This is a genomic window from Pseudomonas sp. LB3P93 (assembly GCF_054898025.1).
Map to the genome: position 1 here is coordinate 2,546,334 of NZ_CM142713.1, position 17,480 is coordinate 2,563,813.

Consider the following 17,480-nt stretch of genomic DNA (forward strand, 5'->3'; position numbering starts at 1 on the left):
TTATTTGCCGGTAACGATCTGTTTGACCAGCGTCTCGTGGCCGCCATTGTCGCTGAGGCGGGAAATCACCTGAACGATGGCCATGCGCGTGTTGGACGCGGCCATCAGTGTAGTGTCGAGTGTTTTGCCGCCGCCCTGGGTGGCGGTGCTGTCGATCTGCCGCAGCCCCAGGCCGGTGCCTTTCTGGGTCAGGCTTTTTTCGCTGAGTTTGGTGAAGTCCGGCAGCGCCTTGGCTTGCTCGGCGGCAAAGTCGGATGCCGCGGAGTCGAGGAACTGACCGTCGTTGTCCTTGACGTTGGCACCGCCAGGGATGGTGTTTTCGGCCGCGATCACGACGGTTTTAGTGGTCTGATTGGTGTACATGGTGCCCGTCGCCCCGGCAGTGCCGGTGGCCGCGTCGCCGGCGGGCAACGGGTTGGCGATGAAGCCTTTGGGCAGGGTGAACTTGAACTTGCCGCCAAGCATCGAGACCTCTTGTGCAGGCGCTTTGTCGCTGGCAGTGGCCTTGGCGGCATAGGCATTCAAAGCCCCCAGGCTGGCGGCCGCCGTCAGTAACAGGACAACGGCTTTTTTACTCAACAATGACATTCGGAAACTCCAGGGATGATCGCGCATTCGCCGCAATCATCCCATGGAACACGATTTGGAGCAGCTCCCGAAAACCGTCTTGTAGCAGCTGCCGAGCCTGCGAGGCTGCGTTCGGCTGCGCAGCAGTCGTAAAGTCGGTATACGAGGTTTTCCTGAAAAACCACGGCGCCTGATTTCACGACTGCTTCGCAGCCGAAAGCAGCCTCGCAGGCTCGACAGCTGATACACCGACAGCGGTGTCAGTCCTGATTCTGCGGAAACAGGTTGCGACGGGTTTCTTCGTCGAACTCGGCCTTCAGCACCAGTTTCTCTTTCAAACCCTGCGCACGTTGGGCCGCCGGGCGGGCGCTGATTTCATCGAACAGACGCTTGACGTTCGGGTAGGCCGCCAAACCGTTCTCGCCGAGGATGTACGGCGCGTAGCTGGCCCAGCCCCACAGCGCCATGTCGGCGATGCTGTAGGTGTCGCCGGCCAGGTATTGATGATCGGCCAGACGCTGGTCTAGCACGCGGTAGTGGCGTTCGACTTCCTTGAGGTAGCGGTTTTTCGCGTAGGGCAGGTCTTCCGGTGCGTGGTGCAGGAAATGCACGGCTTGACCCGAGAACGGCGACAGGCCGGTGGCGATGAACATCAGCCATGACAGGAGTTCGGCCTGGCCTGCGACGGAGGTCGGCAGGAAGCGCTGATTTTTTTGCGCCAGGTGCAGCAGGATGGCCTGGGAATCGAACACGGTGGCATCACCGTCGACCAAGGCCGGAACCTTGGCGTTCGGGTTGATCGCCAAAAAGGCTGGCAAGTGTTGCTCGCCCTTGAAGGTGTCAACGCCAATCAATTCGTAGGGCGTTTGCAGTTCTTCAAGCAGCAGGGCAACTTTCATCGGGTTCGGCGAAGGGTGGAAAAAGAATTTCATGGTGTAGGCCTCAGTCAGTGGGTTAGGAACTGAGGCTGATGGTGAGGCAAACCTGTTCGATTGACGTACAAGCTTCTTGCTCTACTCGTTCGGAATAATCGAACGTGTTGCGAGGGTTTTTTCGCTTGCTCTCGACGTTGCAATCACCGCCCCGGCAATAATTAACACTGCCGGCACGATCAGGATCGGACCGGCATGGCTGCGTCCCACGACGATCAGCAACAACGTCGAAATCAACGGCGCCAGGTAGGAAAGCGCCCCGAGCGTCGCCAGACTGCCGTGTTTGGTGGCGTGGTCCCAAGCCAGAAATGCCAGACCGACCGGCCCGAGGCCGAGTACCACAATCGCTGCCCACTGGCCGGGATCAGGCCGCACCGTGGTTTCGAAGGCCAGGTGACAGATCAGGCCGGACAGGGCCGACATACCGCAGATCCCGCCGATAATGCTGCTGGGCACGTTGCTGAAGCGTCGGTTGATCACTGAATAACCGGCCCAGATCAGCGCACAGCCGAATGCTGCGAGATAACCGGCGACGGGCATCGTTGCGCCAGCCTCCGGGCCGTGTTGCTGCATGATGAACGCGGTGCCGGCCAGACCCAGCAGCGCGCCGAGCATTTGCCGCTTGTGCAGCTTTTCCCCGGCCGAGAGCGCCGAGAGCAGCACCAGCAAAAGCGGCCAAAGGTAGTTGATCAGGCTGGCTTCGGCCGCCGGGGCGACTTTAAGCGCGAAAAAATACAACGCGTGATAAACGAAAATCCCCACGAACCCGGTCGCCCACACTGCCCAGGGCTGCCGCCAGCTTCTGAAGCCGGCGATCCCGCGTCGCCCCAGAATCAACAGGCTCGCCACAAACGCTATGCCGAAGCTCAGCGTCAGCAGTTCAAAGGGTGGAATGCCTTCGGTGAGGGTGGTCAACAGCGCCAGGCAGGACCAGAGAAATATCGCGATCACACCAACGGCGGTGGCTGAGTGGGGGGTACGGACGAGCGACGTTGTAAGACTCATGTCTGTTCCTTCAGCACGTAGCGGGCGACATCCTGGCCCTCTGGATGTGAAGGAGCTTAGCGTTTGATCGCGGATCGTCCAGCCGCGGTCGTCGGGTTGACCGGTCGCGCGAGTAAGCGCCTGGTGATTCCCAGCATCCCCACCGACACCGCAACACCCAGCGCAAACGCGTTCATGCCCATCCCAGGCAACGCCAGCGCCAACACCAGGCAAAACGCCGCGAACGAATACATGCCGGTCGCCGTCGCCCGCAGCAGCGCGGCCGTAAACGCCGGGCCGCGGGTTTGCTGGGAAAATACCGCCATCACGCTGCCGAGCACCGGGAACACCGCGAGCAGACCGCTCCAGCGTTCGCCGACGGTGCTGGCGAGTAACGTCACGGCGAGGGTGAGCAGGGCGCCGGCAATCATCCGCAGCAACAATTTGTCGGACTTCGGCGCCGGGCCGGAAACGATGGGTTGCACACTGGGACACAGGTACGGCGCCGCCAGCAGCGCGGTGGCGGCGGCGACCGTCGAGAACACCAGCGAGGGCGCAATCAACGAGAGCACCACGGCCACGGCGGCCCAGACCAGCAGTGAAACCGTCAACGCCCATGGCCATCCCGCCCGTTGAGCGACTTGGGCGTAGGTCACGCAGAAGGCGATCATCGCGAACATCGCCGACAACGCTGCCTTCGCTGACTGAGCGGCGAACACTTCACCTTGCTCGATGGCAAGAAAGAACAGAATCGGCCCGACCACCACCGGCAACCCCGACAGCCAACCGGCCACGCTGGGGCCCCAGCGTTTACCCGCGAGGGAAATCAGCAGCAGAAATCCAGGAATCACCAGCAGTTTAAGCATCAACACGCACGCGTCTCCGACCTGAGTGGGGCGCCAACGTTAGCACCGCGGACGTTGGATTGCTCTGGAAATTAATGGATTTTGTATACAAAGCTCGCGGCCAAATAATTGTACAAATATATACTTTGCGTATAAGTTTTTAGCAGATGCCCACGGTGAGAAGAACGCGATGAACAGCCCCCGATTTCGCCTGCACCACAGTGTGTTGTTGCTGGGATTGTTAGGCACCCAGGCCCTGGCCAATTGGCAGGAGGCATTGCCCGGCGCGCAGATCATCGGCGCCGGCGAGTTTCGGGTGTTTGGGTTTGATGTCTACAACGCCCGGCTCTGGAGTGCGGCACGGCCATTGGCGCTGGACCAGCCGTTTGCCCTGGAACTGATCTATCAACGCAGCATTTCCCGCGATGATCTGGTGCAGGCCAGTGTCGATGAAATCAAGCGATTGTCCGGCGCCTCGGTCAGCACCGAGCAGCTCGAGCGCTGGAAGGTGCAGATGCAACAGTCGTTCGTCGATGTAAAAGCCGGCACCCGCATTACTGGCATTTATTTGCCGGGACAGGGCGCGCGGTTCTTTGTCGGCCAGCAGTCGCAACACGAAGTGAAAGACCCGCAATTCGCTCGGGCCTTTTTCGCTATCTGGCTCGACCCACGTACGCGTAATCCCGAGTTGCGCCAGCAGTTGCTGGGCAGCGCCAATCCCTGAGGTGCATGACATGCTGAAGAAACTGCTGCTGGTGTTGTTCGTCTGCCTGGCCGGTTGCAGCGTTGATGTGCAGCGCTACAGCGAGCAAACCCCCAAGCTCGATCTGCCCGGGTTCTTCGTCGGGCGAGTGGATGGCTGGGGAATGTTCCAGAAACGCTCGGGCGAGGTGATCAAGCGTTTTCATGTGTTGATCAACAGTCGAATGGACGGCCAGAACCTGATCATGCATGAAGCCTTTACCTACAGCGACGGCACGAAACAGACCCGCGTCTGGACGTTGTACCCTGACGGTCCAGGCCGTTGGCGCGGCACGGCCGGCGATGTGATCGGGGAATCTCGCGGTGAGGTGGCCGGCAACGCTTTGCACTGGCGCTATGAACTCAACCTGCCGGTGGACGACAAGGTCTACCAGGTGCATTTCGACGACTGGATGTACTTGCTGGACGAAAACACTATGGCTAACCGCTCCGCCATGACCAAGTTCGGCGTTGAGTTAGGGCAGGTGACGTTGTTCTTCCGTCGACACGGCGCCTGATACCCGGGCATTTGCCCCTTGGGCGCACAGGCTGAAACGTCTAAGCTGCGTTTTTCCACCTGTCGACGGATGTGTGCGTGAAATTCAGTTTGCCCAAAGTCGGCACGGCGCCGTTTTGTCCTCCGGAAGTGGCCGGCAGCGTTGCGGTTGACCCGCGCGCGTCGTTCTTCAAGCGGGTGCTGCGCTTTGCCGGTCCCGGTTTGCTGGTGTCCATCGGCTACATGGACCCGGGTAACTGGGCGACTGCCATCGAGGCGGGTTCGCGGTTTGGTTACAGCCTGTTGTTCGTGGTGCTGTTGGCAAGTCTGGCGGGGATGGTGGTGCAGTGTTTGTGTTCGCGCCTGGGCATCGCCACGGGCCGGGATCTGGCGCAACTGTCCCGGGAGCGCTACAGCACGCGCACCGCGCGGACCCAATGGATGCTGGCGGAAATCTCGATCATCGCCACCGATCTGGCGGAAGTGCTCGGCTGTGCGCTGGCCTTCCATCTGCTGCTGGGCTGTTCGCTGACCGTCGGCATCGCGCTGACCGCGTTTGACACGCTGCTGGTACTGGCCCTGCAAAACCGTGGTTTCCGTCGACTGGAGGCGATCATGCTGGTGCTGGTGAGCACCATCGGCGTGTGTTTCTTCGTCGAGTTGCTGCTGATCAAGCCGTACTGGCCGGACGTCGCTCGTGGTTTTACCCCGTCCCTGTCAGCCCTTGGCGATGCGGCGCCGCTGTACCTGGCCATCGGCATCCTCGGGGCCACGGTGATGCCGCATAACTTGTACCTGCACACCTCGATCGTACAGACCCGAATGATCGGCAAGGACCTGGCCAGCAAGCAGGACGCGGTCAAACTGGCGCGGATCGATACCATTGGCTCCCTGGCGTTGGCGCTGCTGGTCAATGCGGCGATCCTGATCCTGGCCGCGGCGGCGTTTCACAAGAGCGGGCATACCGATGTGGTGGACATCCAGGACGCCTATCACTTGCTCGATCCATTGGTGGGCGGCGCCTTGGCCAGTGTGTTGTTCGGGGTCGCGTTGCTCGCTTCGGGGCAGAGTTCGACGTTTACCGGGACCATCGCGGGACAGGTGATCATGGAGGGGTACCTGAACCTGCGGATTCCTTGCTGGCAACGGCGGTTGATTACCCGGGGGTTGGCGCTGATCCCGGCGTTTTTCGGCGTCTGGCTGATGGGCGACAACGCGATCGGCAAGTTGCTGGTGTTGAGTCAGGTGGTGTTGAGTTTGCAGTTGCCGTTTGCGTTGTATCCGTTGATTCGCATGACCAACGATCACGCATTGATGGGGGCGTTGGTGAATCGCTGGCCGACGCGGGTATTGGCGTGGGGGTTGTTTGTGGTGATCAGTGGGGCGAATAGCTGGCTGATCTTTCAGTTTTTGGGGTGACTGGGGCGGCCTCATCGCGGGCAAGCCCGCTCCCACAGGTTAGTCGTCGTATACACATTTGTGGCGCTTGATGATCCCTGTGGGAGCGGCGGTGCGACGATTCGACTTGCCCGCGATGAACGATGACGCGGTCTATTTCTGAAATGCATCCACCACAAAATCAATAAACACCCGGGTCTTGGCCGGCATCAACGTCCGGCTCGGGTAGTACAACGAAATTGGCCCCGCATCGGCATACCAATCGGGCAGCAGGCGCACCAGTTCGCCGCGCTGGATATTCGCGGCCACATCCGGCAACACCAGCAGCGACACGCCCAGACCGAGGATCGCCGCCTCACGCATGGCGGCCGGGTCGTTGAGGACGATGTTTTCGTTGAGAATCGCCTGCGCCTCATTGCCCGCGCCATCCTGCATGACCCACTGCCGGATCCGTCCGGTGCGGGTGCCGCGCATCACGATGCCATGCAATCGGGCCAGGTCTGTCGGGCTGTCGGGCAGGCTGTGTTGCGCCAGGTAGTCCGGTGAAGCCACGGCCACGACATCCGCCGCCGCCAATGTTCGAGAGATGACCCCGGGCGTCAACTCGAAGCCGCCGCCGATGGCCGCGTCATATCCCTCGGCGATCAGGTCCACCTGACGGTTTTCGAAGTGCCATTCCGGTTTGATCAGCGGGTAACGTTTGAGGAATTCCGGCAGCAACGGCAGCACATGACCGATGCCAAATGTCGGCGCCAGGCTGACTTTGAGCACCCCGGCCGGTTCACCTTGATCGCTGCTCACCGCGCTGATCGCCGACTGCAACGCTTGCAGATTGCCGCCGATGCTCGCCAGAAAACGTTCGCCCGCCTCGGTCAGCGATAGCTTGCGGGTCGAGCGCTGGAACAGTCGCACACCGATGTTCCTTTCCAACATCGCCACGTTGCGGCTGACGGCGGCGGGTGTCAGCGCGAGTAAACGTGCCGCCGCAGAAAAGCTGCCGGTCTCGGCACTGCGGACAAAAGACTCAAGGTTGGCGAGGGTTTCCATGGCTTGCACCTGATAGCAATGCTTGAAAAACATTCAAGGCATTACCGTCTAATAAAGCCCTAATCGCAAGCGCAGTATTCACGCCAACGACAACCCCTCGGAGTGAACAATCATGAACACCATTGGAATTATCGGCGCCGGCGCCATCGGCTCAGCCTTTGCCCGGGCGCTTTCACGCAAAGGCATTGAAGTCGTGATCGCCAACAGCCGTGGCCCCGAAAGCCTGGCTGCGCTGGTGCAAGAACTCGGGCCAACGGCTCGCGCCGGCACCCGTGAAGAAGCCGCTGCACAGGCGATCGTACTGGTCGCGGTCAACTGGTCGAAGCTGCCGGTAGCATTGGCCGGTCTGCCGGATTTCGGCGGGCGGATCGTCATCGACGCCAACAATTCGATTGAAGCGCCGTTGTTCAAAGCGGTTGATCTGAATGGGCGGATGTCGAGCGAGGTGTTTGCCGAGTGGGTGCCCGGAGCGCGAGTGGTCAAGGGGTTCAATCACCTGGCGGCGCGTTTGCTGGAGAGCGATCCGGCGGCGGAGGGCGGTCAGCGGGTGTTGTTTGTGTCTGGCGACGATGCTGACGCGAAAGCTCAAGTGATCGGGTTGACCGAGCGATTGGGTTTCTTCGGGATTGATCTTGGGGAATTGAGTGTCGGCGCGCGACTGGCGCAGTTTCCGGGCGGACCGTTGCCCACGCTGAACTTGGTGAAATTTGCCTGACGGGCAGGCAAAAGAACCCGGTGTATCTGTTGTCGGCTAGCTCATACAGACGCTGACTAACTGTGGCGAGGGAGCTTGCTCCCGCTCGAGTGCGAAGCACTCGCAAAATCCTCAATAATGGTCGAGATTTTGGGGCCGCTACGCAGCCCAGCGGGAGCAAGCTCCCTCGCCACAAAAGCATCTAGAAATAGCCCAAATGCACCGGGGTGTTACCAGACCGCGCAGCTCTTCGTGGGTCCCCGCACAGTCTGTTGAACGCTTTACGCCCGCTCGATCGCCAGCGCTACACCCTGACCGCCGCCAATGCACAAGGTGGCCAGGCCTTTCTTGGCGTCACGCTTGATCATTTCGTGCAGCAAGGTCACCAGCACCCGGCAGCCGGATGCACCGATCGGATGGCCCAGGGCAATGGCGCCGCCGTTGACGTTGACCTTGTTCAAGTCCCATTCCAGGTCCTTGGCCACCGCCAGGGATTGCGCGGCGAAGGCTTCGTTGGCTTCGATCAGGTCCAGTTGGTCGATGGACCAGCCGGCCTTGCTCAGGCAGCGACGGGTAGCCGAAACCGGGCCGATGCCCATGATCGCCGGGTCGACGCCCGCGTTGGCGTAAGCCGCGATTTTCGCCAATACTGGCAGGCCCAGCGCCTTGGCTTTTTCAGCGCTCATCAGGATCACGGCGGCGGCACCGTCGTTCAGGGACGAGGCGTTACCGGCGGTCACCGAGCCGTCCTTCTTGAAGGCCGGTTTCAGTTTGCCCAGCGCTTCGGCAGTGGTGCCGGCGCGTGGCTGCTCATCGGTGGCGAAGGACAGCGGATCGCCCTTGCGCTGAGGAATCAGGATCGGTGTGATCTCATCAACGAAACGCCCGGCTTCGATGGCGGCCGTGGCTTTCTGCTGCGAGGCCGCGGCGAAGGCGTCTTGCTGTTCGCGGGTCAGGCTGTACTTCTCGGCCAGGTTCTCGGCGGTGATGCCCATGTGGTAATCGTTGAACGCATCCCACAGGCCGTCGCTGATCATGGTGTCGACGATTTGCGCGTGACCCATGCGCAGACCGGTGCGGGCACCGGGCATGACGTAGTTGGACAGGCTCATGTTTTCCTGGCCGCCGGCAATGATCACGTCGGCGTCGCCGCAACGAATCGCCTGGGTGGCCAGGTGCAGCGCTTTCAGGCCCGAGCCGCAGACCTTGTTCAGGGTCATGGCCGGCACGGTAAACGGCAGGCCGGCCTTGATCGCCGACTGACGCGCAGGGTTCTGTCCGGCGCCGGCGGTCAATACCTGGCCCATGATCACTTCATCGACTTCAGCAACGTCCAGGCCGGTTTGCGCCAGCAGCTGGCGGATCACCGCAGCGCCGAGGTCAACGGCGGAAACACTGGCCAGCGAACCCTGGAAACTGCCGATGGCAGTACGGGTGGCGGCGACAATGACGACTTCTTGCATGGAATGATTCCTCACTGGGCAGCGAACTGCATTTCCGGAACGTGATCCGGCACGATCAGTTTACCGGCGGTCTTGGCGACAATCTCTTCGACGCTGACGCCCGGCGCACGTTCTTTGAGAATGAACGCGCCGTTTTCGATTTCAAGATAAGCCAGGTCGGTCAGCACACGCTTGATGCACCCGGCACCGGTCAGCGGCAGGCTGCATTTGGACAGGAGCTTGGACTCTCCGTCCTTGGACGCGTGGGTCATGATGACGATGATGTTGTCTGCGCCGGCCACCAGGTCCATCGCGCCGCCCATGCCCTTGACCAGTTTGCCAGGGATCATCCACGAGGCGATGTTGCCTTGCACATCCACTTCAAACGCACCGAGTACGGTCAGGTCGACGTGACCACCGCGAATCATCGCGAAGGACTCGGCCGAGGAAAAAATCGAAGCGCCGATACGCGCAGTCACGGTTTGCTTGCCGGCGTTGATCATGTCGGCATCGATGGTTTCTTCAGTAGGGAAGGGACCCATGCCCAGCAGGCCGTTTTCCGACTGCAGCATGACTTCCATGCCTTCAGGGATGTAGTTGGCGACGAGGGTCGGAATGCCGATGCCCAGGTTCACGTAAAAGCCGTCCTGCATTTCGCGGGCGACGCGTTGAGCCATTTGTTCGCGGGAAAGTGCCATTGTTGTTATTCCTTCATTCGGTCCGGGGGCTGGGGATCACTTACGCACGGTGCGCTGTTCGATGCGCTTCTCGAACGTGCCGCAAATGACCCGGTCGACGTAGATGCCAGGGGTGTGGATCTGCGACGGGTCCAGCTCGCCGGGTTCGACGATCTCTTCGACTTCGACCACGGTGATCTTGCCGGCAGTGGCAGCCAGCGGGTTGAAGTTCTGGGCGGTGTGGCGATAGATCACGTTGCCGAAATGGTCGGCTTTCCAGCCTTTGACGATGGCGAAGTCACCGGTGATGGATTCTTCCATCAGGTACTGGCGGCCATGGAATTCGCGCACTTCCTTGCCATCGGCAACAGGAGTGCCGACGCCGGTGGCGGTGAAGAAAGCGGGGATGCCGGCACCGCCTGCGCGCATTTTTTCAGCGAGGGTGCCTTGTGGGGTCAGGACGACTTCGATTTCGCCTTTGAGCAGTTGGTCTTCGAACAGTTTGTTCTCGCCAACGTAGGAGGCCACGACTTTCTTGATCTGCCGGTCTTCCAGCAGCACACCGAGGCCGAAACCATCGACGCCGCAATTGTTGGAAACCACGGTGAGGTCGCGGGTGCCTTTGCGCTTGATCTCGGCGATCAGGTTTTCCGGGATCCCGCACAGGCCGAAGCCGCCGGCGATCACGGTCATGCCGTCTTCAAGACCTGCCAGAGCTTCCTCGTAGGAACTCACGCGCTTGTCGAAACCTGCCATATGCACCTCTTTTATTCTTTGTGGGCGGCTGGCTAGCCGTAGTGGAAGTGAGTGTCGCGCTGACAAATTCATTTGTTAAGTTGATTTTTAAGGTTGATTGATAGATAAAACTCACCAATCAGCCCTGTGGGAGCGAGCTTGCTCGCGATAGCAATCTCTCAGGCGCCATCACCGGCAAGCCATGCCCCTACAAATAACCCAGCGCCCATTACTGGAGCAATTTGCCCATGACAGTCAAGCAGATCCGCGCATTCCTGGCCGTGGCCCAGAGCCTGAGCTTTGCCGTAGCCTGCGAGCGGTTGCACCTGTCGCAATCGGCCTTGAGCCTAACCATCAAAGCCCTGGAGGAGGGGCTGGGCGGGCGATTGTTCACCCGCAACACGCGCAATGTGGCGCTGACGGCTGAAGGCGAATCGCTTGTGCCATTGGCTCGCCGGTTGATTGCGGACTGGGACAACGCCGAGGATGAACTGCGCCAGCGTTTCACCCTTCAGCGCGGGCGCGTGACCCTGGCGGCGATGCCCTCATTTGCCGGCAATCTGCTGCCGCCGATCCTCAAGACCTTTCGCGCCCGTTATCCCAAAGTCAACGTCACGGTGAACGACGTGATCAACGAACAGGTGCTGGAAATGGTGCGCGACCGGCAGGTGGAGTTGGGCGTGGCGTTTGAACCGACGCAGAGTTCATCGCTGGAATTCACGCCGTTGTACAGGGACCGTTTTGTTGCCGTGGTGCCGGACGATTCTCCCTTTGCCGAACTGCAAGACATCGATTGGCAAACCTTGCTCAAGGAACCGTTCATTACCTTGCAACGCCCGTCGACAGTGCGAGTGATGTTGGAAGAGCACTTGCAGGCGCGGGGGATGAAATTGCCAGTGGAATTTGAGAGCCATCAGTTGGCGACGGTCGGGCGAATGGTTGCCAGCGGGTTGGGCGTCAGCGCGGTGCCAGCGTTGTGCGCCGGGCAGATGCGCGAGTTGGGCGCGCGGTGCATTACCTTGCGCGACCCGGTGGTGGAGCGGGCGATTGGCGTGCTGACCAAGCCTGGGGTGGAACTGTCGGCGGCGGCACAGGCGTTGTTCGATATCCTCAAGGCCGAAAACCTTGGCCAACGATTGTCTTCCTGATCAACCTAGACCCTGTGGGAGCGGGCTTGCCCGCGATGGCGGTGTGTCAGTCGATAAATATTTTGGATGTGCCGGCCTCATCGCGGGCAAGCCCGCTCCCACAGGGTTTTTGGGTGATCAGGAAGAGAGGCGCTGGGCCAGTAAGGGCAAAAGCTGTTCGCACGACGCTTCAATCTTCAGGTCGAGCAGGTCATCCGCCCGAGTCTTGCCCAAATTAATCGCAATCAACGGCTTCCCCTGATCCGCCACCACCCGGCACAACCGAAACGCCGAATACGCCATCAGCGACGACCCCACCACCAACAATCCCGCAGCTTGTTCCACCGCAGCCATTGCCTTGGCCGCCGTTACCTGCGCGACATTCTCGCCAAAAAACACCACGTCCGGCTTCATCCGCTCACCCGCGCAATGCGGGCAATGCGGCACCTGGAACCGCGCTTCGAACGCGGCATCCAGCAGCGTATCGCCATCCGGCGCCTGCACCGCATCGACTCCGGCCAGATAGGGATTCTGCGCTTCCATCAATTGTTGAATCGAATCCCGCTCGCTGCGCTGCCCGCAGTCCAGGCACAGCACCCGGTGCAGGCTGCCGTGGAGTTCGATCACGTCATGGCTGCCGGCCTGATCGTGCAGGGTGTCGACGTTCTGGGTGATCAGCCCGCTGATCTGCCGGGTACTTTGCAAACTGGCCAAGGCTTCGTGGGCCACGTTCGGCTGAGCCTGGCGCACGCGCGGCCAGCCGAGCATCGCCCGCGCCCAATAGCGTCGGCGTGATTCCGGGGCCGACAGAAATTCCTGATACATCATCGGTTGTCGGCCGCGGCGAACACCCTGGTTGTCGCGGTAGTCCGGAATGCCCGACGGGGTGCTGATACCGGCGCCCGTCAGGACCACAAACGGTTGATCGGCCATCAGCTGTTGGAGCCGATCGAGTTGTTCGCGGATGCGGCGGTCGAGCATGTTCAACACTCCGGTGGACCTTGAGTGTTTGCAGGGTAGCACTTGCTAACCTGCCCGAACGCAATCCCTCGATCCCCTGTAGCAGCTGTCGAGTGAAACGAGGCTGCGATCTTTTGACTTTGGTTTTTATAAAACAAGATCAAAAGACCGCAGCCTCGTTTCACTCGACAGCTGCTACAGGGGGCATCAGTGAATATCCGTCGGCAGGTGCTTATTTACGCGCCTCCAGAATCAGGTTGAACGGCGTTTCCGTGGCCCGCCGGAAGCTCTTGAATCCCGCCTCGGTGAAAACCTTGCGCAGCCGCGCCTCACCCGCCTGGGCACCGAGCCCCAGGCCGACCTCCTGGGACAGCGAGTTCGGTGTGCAAATGAAGGTCGAGGCGGCATAGAACAGCCGGCCAACCGGGGTGACGTTGTCGTCGAGCGAGTCGTTGGCGAACGGTTCCACCAGCAGCACCGTGCCGTCCGCTTTCAGCGATTCATAGGCGTGTTTTGCCGCGCCCACCGGGTCGCCCATGTCGTGCAGGCAGTCGAAGTAGCAGACCAGGTCATAGTCGTCGCCGGGGAAGCTTTTTGCGGTGCCCTGGAAGAACCGCGCGCGCCCGGAAACGCCACCTTCTTCGGCGCGCTGGGTGGCGACGGTGATGGACGGTGCGTGGTAGTCGAAACCGACGAACCGCGAGTCCGGGAATGCCTGGGCCATGATCACGGTGGAGGCACCGTGGCCGCAGCCGATGTCGGCGACTTTGGCGCCCGCTTGCAGCTTGGCGACCACGCCTTCGAGGGCCGGCAGCCATTCGGCGATCAGGTGCGCCTTGTAACCGGGCCGGAAGAACCGCTCCGTGCCGCTGAACATGCACGGATGGTGATCGCCCCAGGCCAAGGCGCCGTTGCCGCGCATGGCATTGACCAGTTTGTCCTTGTCATGGAAAAACGACGCGACCACCCCGACACCGCCTGCGATATAGACCGGTGAGTCTTCGATGGCCAGTGCCAGGGCTTGCTCTTCGGGCAGGCGGAACTGGCCGCCCTCGTGTTCCATGTAACCGGAAGCGGCGTGGGCGCTGAGCCATTCGCGCAGCAGGCGGGGGTTGCAGCCGGTTTTGTCGGCGAGTGTTTCAGGGGTGATCGGCTGACTGTCGGCCATGGCCCGGTACAGGCCGAGCTCTTCGCCCAGGATGACGTTGGCGAGCATCGCCGCGCCGCCCATGTCGTTCACCAGTTTGCCCATGAAATCATTGAGTCTGGCCTCGTCCATCACGTGTGCTCCTTGAACAGGATCACGGTCCAGAGGCCTTGTTTTTCGAGGCGTTCACCCTGGGCGGTGGTCGTGGGAATGAACAGGACGATAAGCCCGTCCTGCGTGCACTAAGTTTAGTCCGGGGGCCGTGTGGCGCGGCGTTGAGCGACGAAAGCCCACATGTGTTTGCGATCTCTGGTTTGACGCGGAACCCTGTGGGAGCGGGCTTGCCCGCGATAGCGGTGGGTCAGGCGACCAATATGCTGGATGTGCCGGCCTCATCGCGGGCAAGCCCGCTCCCACAGGGTCAGACGTGAATGCAAAGATCGCATGTATCCCACTGTATCTGACGGGCTCCTCGATACAGTTCCCCTCAACTGCGGGGCGCTGCCGAACACAGACGAGATACAAACCTGCGATGAACTGTGACCCCGTATTGCGCCTTTCACCGTTAAGGGGACACCAATGACCACGCTTGCTTCTGAAACCGACCTCAACCCATCACCCGTCAATCGCCTGCGCGTCGATCACTACACCCAAGGCATCATCGGCCCAAGCCAGCCGATGCTCGGGCCGCTCGCCGATGGCGGCACCCTGATCACCGGCACACCGCCGGGCTGCTGGGGCCCGATGATCACGCCGGCGTTCGAGGGCGGCCACGAAGTGACGCAACCGGTGGCCATTGCCGGTGCGGAAGTCGGCGATGCGGTAGCGATCAAGATCAAAAGCATGCGCGTCACTTCGCTGGCGACCTCGTCCGGGGTCATGAGCTTCGTCGAGGGGCGCTACAACGGCGACCCGTTCGTCGCCAAATTCTGCTCCAAGTGCGGCACCGACCACCCGGCCAGCCATGTCGAAGGCATTGGCGAAGATTCCATTCGTTGTAACAACTGCGGCGCCGAAGTCAGTGCGTTTCGCTTCAGCCATGGCTACGTGTTCGTGTTCGATGCGCAGAATCAGGTCAGCCTGACGGTCAACCAGGACGTCGCCAACCGATTGGCCGGCAATGCTTCCGAAATGTCGGCGCTGCCGGAATTCGCTGCCCAGCATTCGATCCTGTCCCTGGCCCGCGCCGACATCCCCGGCGTCGCCGCGCACATGCGGCCGTTCCTCGGCAACATTGGCACCACGCCGTCCCGTGACTTGCCCGACTCGCACAACTGCGCCGACTTCGGCCAATACCTGATCAACGCGCCGCACCGTTTCGGCATGACCCGCGAAGAGCTGCACGCGGCCAAGACCGACGGCCACATGGACACCAACTCGATTCGCGAAGGCTGCATCTTGATCTGCCCGGTGAAAGTAACGGGGGCCGGGGTGTACATGGGCGACATGCACGCTCAGCAGGGCAACGGCGAGATCGCCGGGCACGCCACCGATTGCTCCGGGGAAACCGAAGTGGTGGTGGAAGTGGTGAAAAACCTGACGCTGGAAGGGCCGATCCTCCTGCAAAACCTCGACGATCTGCCACCGATGGCCCGACCCATGAATGCCGAGCAGCGGCAGAAAGTCCGTGAGCTGGGCGAGCGCTGGGGCCAGCACGAAATCGAGCAGAGCGGCCCGATCACCTTTATCGGCAGCGGCGAGAACCTCAACGTCGCCGTAGAGAACGGCTTGAAACGCGCCGCTTCGGTCACCGGCCTGCCGTACGACGAAGTCCTCAACCGCGCGACCATCACCGGTTCGATCGACATCAGCCGCTTGCCGGGCACCGTACGAGTGACCTTCCTGTGCCCGATGCACGTGCTCGATCGCATCGGCATCGGCCATCTGGTGCGTGAGAAATACGACCTGGCGTAACGCCTGCTGAAGGGTCTGTACCGAAGTGTGTACAGACCCGCCGGTGATACAACCGCTGCGATTTACCGCCGGACCGGAACACAACCCCGATACAGCGCTTGGGTTAACTGTGATTCCGTACTGGCAACCCTTGAGATCGACATCATGCAGACCCCCATCACCTCAGCCAAAGCGACCGTCGGGCTTGGCCTGCGTCGCGGTTTAATGAAAGACCTTCAGGCCGCCCGTACCGGCGATTTCGACTTTCTGGAAGTCGCGCCGGAAAACTGGATCGGCATCGGCGGCGCCCATGGCCATGCGTTGCGTGCCCTGGCCGAGCGTTTTCCGTTGTCCTGCCACGGTTTGTCCCTGTCGCTGGGTGGACCTTCGCCGCTGGATGTCGGGTTTCTCCAGGAAGTGCGCGTGTTTCTCGATCAATACAACGTGCCGCTGTACAGCGAGCACCTGAGTTATTGCAGCGATGACGGTCACCTCTACGACCTGTTGCCGCTGCCGTTTACCGAAGAAGCGGTGCATCACGTGGCCGCGCGGATTCGCCAGGCCCAGGACATACTCGGTCGGCGCCTTGCGGTGGAAAACGTGTCCTACTATGCGGCGCCCCAGCAGGACATGGACGAAGTGACGTTTACCAACGCGGTACTGCGTGAAGCCGATTGCGACCTGTTGCTGGACGTCAACAATGTCTACGTCAATTCGATCAACCACGGGTTCAATCCACAGACCTTTCTGGCAAACATCGATCCGGGCCGGGTGGTGGCGATGCACGTGGCCGGGCACTTCGATGAGTCCGATACGTTGAAAATCGACACCCATGGCGCGTCGGTGAAACCGGTGGTCTGGGCGATGCTGGCGCAGGCGTATGCACGTTTCGGCGCTCAACCGACGCTGCTGGAGCGGGATTTCAACTTCCCGGCGTTTTCTGAGCTGGTCGCGGAATTGCAGACCATTCGCCGTTTGCAGGCCGAGGGGGTGAACCGTGGATAAGCACTCGTTGCATCAACAGCAATCCACACTGGGTCAGTACCTGCGCGATCCCGATCACTGCGCACCACCGGCCGGGATGGATGTGGCGCGGGCCCAGGTTTACCGCGACCTGATTTTCGCCAACCTGTCGGCGCTGCTCAGCGGGACCTTTCCGGTGCTGATCAAGATTCTCGGTGATGAGCACTGGCGTTCGCTGGTGCGAATCTTCCTGCGGGACTACCGCGCGCACACGCCGAAATTCGGTGAAATCGCCCAGGAGTTTGTCGAGTTCCTGGCCTCCGGGCCGCAAGCATTGAGCGAGGGCGAGTGGCCGCCGTTCATGGTGGAGTTGGCGCATTACGAATGGGTCGAGATGGCCTTGCAGCAATCCGAGGCTGAGCCGTTACCGGCCAGCGATGCCGGGTTGTCGCTGGATCGACCGTTGCAGGTGTCGCCACTGGCGTGGCCATTGGCGTATGCGTGGCCGGTGCAGTTGGTGGGGCCGGATCATCAGCCTGACGTTGCACCGCCACAACCCACTTTATTGTTGGTGCGTCGGGCGGAGGACTGGAGCGTTAAGTTTTCCGAGCTGAGCCCGTTGGCGTGGCGGTTGTTGCAGCGGATCGAGGAATTTCCCGAGCTGGATGGACGGGCGCAACTGAAAGGATTGGCGGCGGAGGCGGGGGCCACCGGATCGCCAGAGTTTATGGAAAGCGGGGCGGCTTTGTTGCGGCAGATGCACGGTGAAGGCGTGCTCGGCGTAACCGCCTGACCCACCACAATCCCCCAAAACACAATTACCACTGTGGGA

General features: G+C 61.1%; 18 protein-coding genes. 8 read left to right on the forward strand and 10 right to left on the reverse strand.

Features of this window, described 5'->3' with window-relative positions; all coding sequences use genetic code 11:
* From ACYZT8_RS11360 to ACYZT8_RS11375, 4 genes are all read right to left on the reverse strand, one after another.
* Positions 1–588, reverse strand: coding sequence for a DcrB/PsbP domain-containing protein (locus ACYZT8_RS11360; RefSeq protein ID WP_461981121.1), 588 nt, complete (start codon positions 586–588; stop codon positions 1–3).
* Positions 589–827: 239 nt separating this feature from the next.
* Positions 828–1,499, reverse strand: coding sequence for a glutathione S-transferase family protein (locus tag ACYZT8_RS11365; RefSeq protein ID WP_461981123.1), 672 nt, complete (start codon positions 1,497–1,499; stop codon positions 828–830).
* 81 nt (positions 1,500–1,580) lie between these two features.
* Positions 1,581–2,504 (reverse strand): aromatic amino acid exporter YddG, encoded by a 924-nt coding sequence (gene yddG, locus ACYZT8_RS11370; RefSeq protein WP_461981125.1) that lies wholly within the window; start codon positions 2,502–2,504, stop codon positions 1,581–1,583.
* A gap of 56 nt (positions 2,505–2,560) precedes the next feature.
* Positions 2,561–3,355 carry a hypothetical protein gene (locus ACYZT8_RS11375; RefSeq protein ID WP_461981127.1) on the reverse strand — a complete coding sequence of 265 codons (795 nt, stop codon included), beginning with the start codon at positions 3,353–3,355 and terminating at the stop codon, positions 2,561–2,563.
* A 163-nt stretch (positions 3,356–3,518) separates the two neighbouring features.
* Here ACYZT8_RS11375 and ACYZT8_RS11380 point away from each other — a divergent pair, with 163 nt between their 5' ends.
* From ACYZT8_RS11380 to ACYZT8_RS11390, 3 genes are all read left to right on the forward strand, one after another.
* Positions 3,519–4,052: a chalcone isomerase family protein gene (locus ACYZT8_RS11380; protein ID WP_461981129.1), complete on the forward strand. Its 534-nt coding sequence runs from the start codon at positions 3,519–3,521 to the stop codon at positions 4,050–4,052.
* Positions 4,053–4,062: 10 nt separating this feature from the next.
* Entirely contained in the window at positions 4,063–4,587 is a 525-nt protein-coding gene (locus ACYZT8_RS11385; protein ID WP_461981131.1) for a DUF3833 domain-containing protein, read from the forward strand.
* 77 nt (positions 4,588–4,664) lie between these two features.
* Positions 4,665–5,984, forward strand: coding sequence for an Nramp family divalent metal transporter (locus ACYZT8_RS11390; protein WP_461981133.1), 1,320 nt, complete (start codon positions 4,665–4,667; stop codon positions 5,982–5,984).
* Between the two features lie 132 nt (positions 5,985–6,116).
* Here ACYZT8_RS11390 and ACYZT8_RS11395 read toward each other — a convergent pair whose 3' ends face one another.
* A complete protein-coding gene (locus ACYZT8_RS11395) occupies positions 6,117–7,010 on the reverse strand; it encodes a LysR family transcriptional regulator (RefSeq protein ID WP_461982426.1) in 894 nt (297 codons plus the stop codon).
* A gap of 112 nt (positions 7,011–7,122) precedes the next feature.
* Here ACYZT8_RS11395 and ACYZT8_RS11400 point away from each other — a divergent pair, with 112 nt between their 5' ends.
* Positions 7,123–7,725 (forward strand): NADPH-dependent F420 reductase, encoded by a 603-nt coding sequence (locus tag ACYZT8_RS11400; RefSeq protein WP_461981135.1) that lies wholly within the window; start codon positions 7,123–7,125, stop codon positions 7,723–7,725.
* 260 nt (positions 7,726–7,985) lie between these two features.
* Here the strand turns inward: ACYZT8_RS11400 and ACYZT8_RS11405 are convergent, their stop codons facing one another.
* Genes ACYZT8_RS11405 through ACYZT8_RS11415 form a run of 3 tightly spaced genes read right to left on the reverse strand, consistent with a single transcriptional unit; the run spans position 7,986 to position 10,579 of the window.
* Complete coding sequence (locus tag ACYZT8_RS11405; RefSeq protein WP_461981137.1) at positions 7,986–9,167, reverse strand: acetyl-CoA C-acetyltransferase; 1,182 nt, start codon at positions 9,165–9,167, stop codon at positions 7,986–7,988.
* 11 nt (positions 9,168–9,178) lie between these two features.
* A complete protein-coding gene (locus ACYZT8_RS11410; RefSeq protein WP_010455523.1) occupies positions 9,179–9,844 on the reverse strand; it encodes a CoA transferase subunit B in 666 nt (221 codons plus the stop codon).
* A 36-nt stretch (positions 9,845–9,880) separates the two neighbouring features.
* Positions 9,881–10,579 carry a CoA transferase subunit A gene (locus ACYZT8_RS11415; protein WP_131063187.1) on the reverse strand — a complete coding sequence of 233 codons (699 nt, stop codon included), beginning with the start codon at positions 10,577–10,579 and terminating at the stop codon, positions 9,881–9,883.
* Positions 10,580–10,806: 227 nt separating this feature from the next.
* Here ACYZT8_RS11415 and ACYZT8_RS11420 point away from each other — a divergent pair, with 227 nt between their 5' ends.
* Positions 10,807–11,706 carry a LysR substrate-binding domain-containing protein gene (locus ACYZT8_RS11420; protein WP_461981140.1) on the forward strand — a complete coding sequence of 300 codons (900 nt, stop codon included), beginning with the start codon at positions 10,807–10,809 and terminating at the stop codon, positions 11,704–11,706.
* Positions 11,707–11,823: 117 nt separating this feature from the next.
* On the opposite strand, the gene ACYZT8_RS11425 is transcribed toward ACYZT8_RS11420, so the two are convergent.
* Together ACYZT8_RS11425 and ACYZT8_RS11430 are read right to left on the reverse strand one after the other, a co-directional pair.
* The gene (locus ACYZT8_RS11425) at positions 11,824–12,666 is read right to left on the reverse strand and encodes an NAD-dependent protein deacetylase (protein ID WP_461981142.1); all 843 of its coding nucleotides are present in this window, start codon (positions 12,664–12,666) and stop codon (positions 11,824–11,826) included.
* A 211-nt stretch (positions 12,667–12,877) separates the two neighbouring features.
* Positions 12,878–13,924, reverse strand: coding sequence for a class I SAM-dependent methyltransferase (locus ACYZT8_RS11430; RefSeq protein ID WP_461981144.1), 1,047 nt, complete (start codon positions 13,922–13,924; stop codon positions 12,878–12,880).
* Positions 13,925–14,371: 447 nt separating this feature from the next.
* Between ACYZT8_RS11430 and ACYZT8_RS11435 the strand changes: the two genes are divergently transcribed.
* From ACYZT8_RS11435 to ACYZT8_RS11445, 3 genes are all read left to right on the forward strand, one after another.
* The gene (locus ACYZT8_RS11435; RefSeq protein ID WP_461981146.1) at positions 14,372–15,706 is read left to right on the forward strand and encodes an acetamidase/formamidase family protein; all 1,335 of its coding nucleotides are present in this window, start codon (positions 14,372–14,374) and stop codon (positions 15,704–15,706) included.
* Between the two features lie 144 nt (positions 15,707–15,850).
* Positions 15,851–16,690: an HvfB family MNIO-type RiPP peptide maturase gene (locus tag ACYZT8_RS11440; protein ID WP_461981148.1), complete on the forward strand. Its 840-nt coding sequence runs from the start codon at positions 15,851–15,853 to the stop codon at positions 16,688–16,690.
* Positions 16,683–17,441, forward strand: a complete 759-nt coding sequence (locus tag ACYZT8_RS11445; RefSeq protein WP_461981150.1) for an HvfC family RiPP maturation protein — start codon at positions 16,683–16,685, stop codon at positions 17,439–17,441. The genes ACYZT8_RS11440 and ACYZT8_RS11445 overlap by 8 nt, the downstream gene beginning before the upstream one ends.
* Positions 17,442–17,480 lie beyond the last annotated feature (39 nt).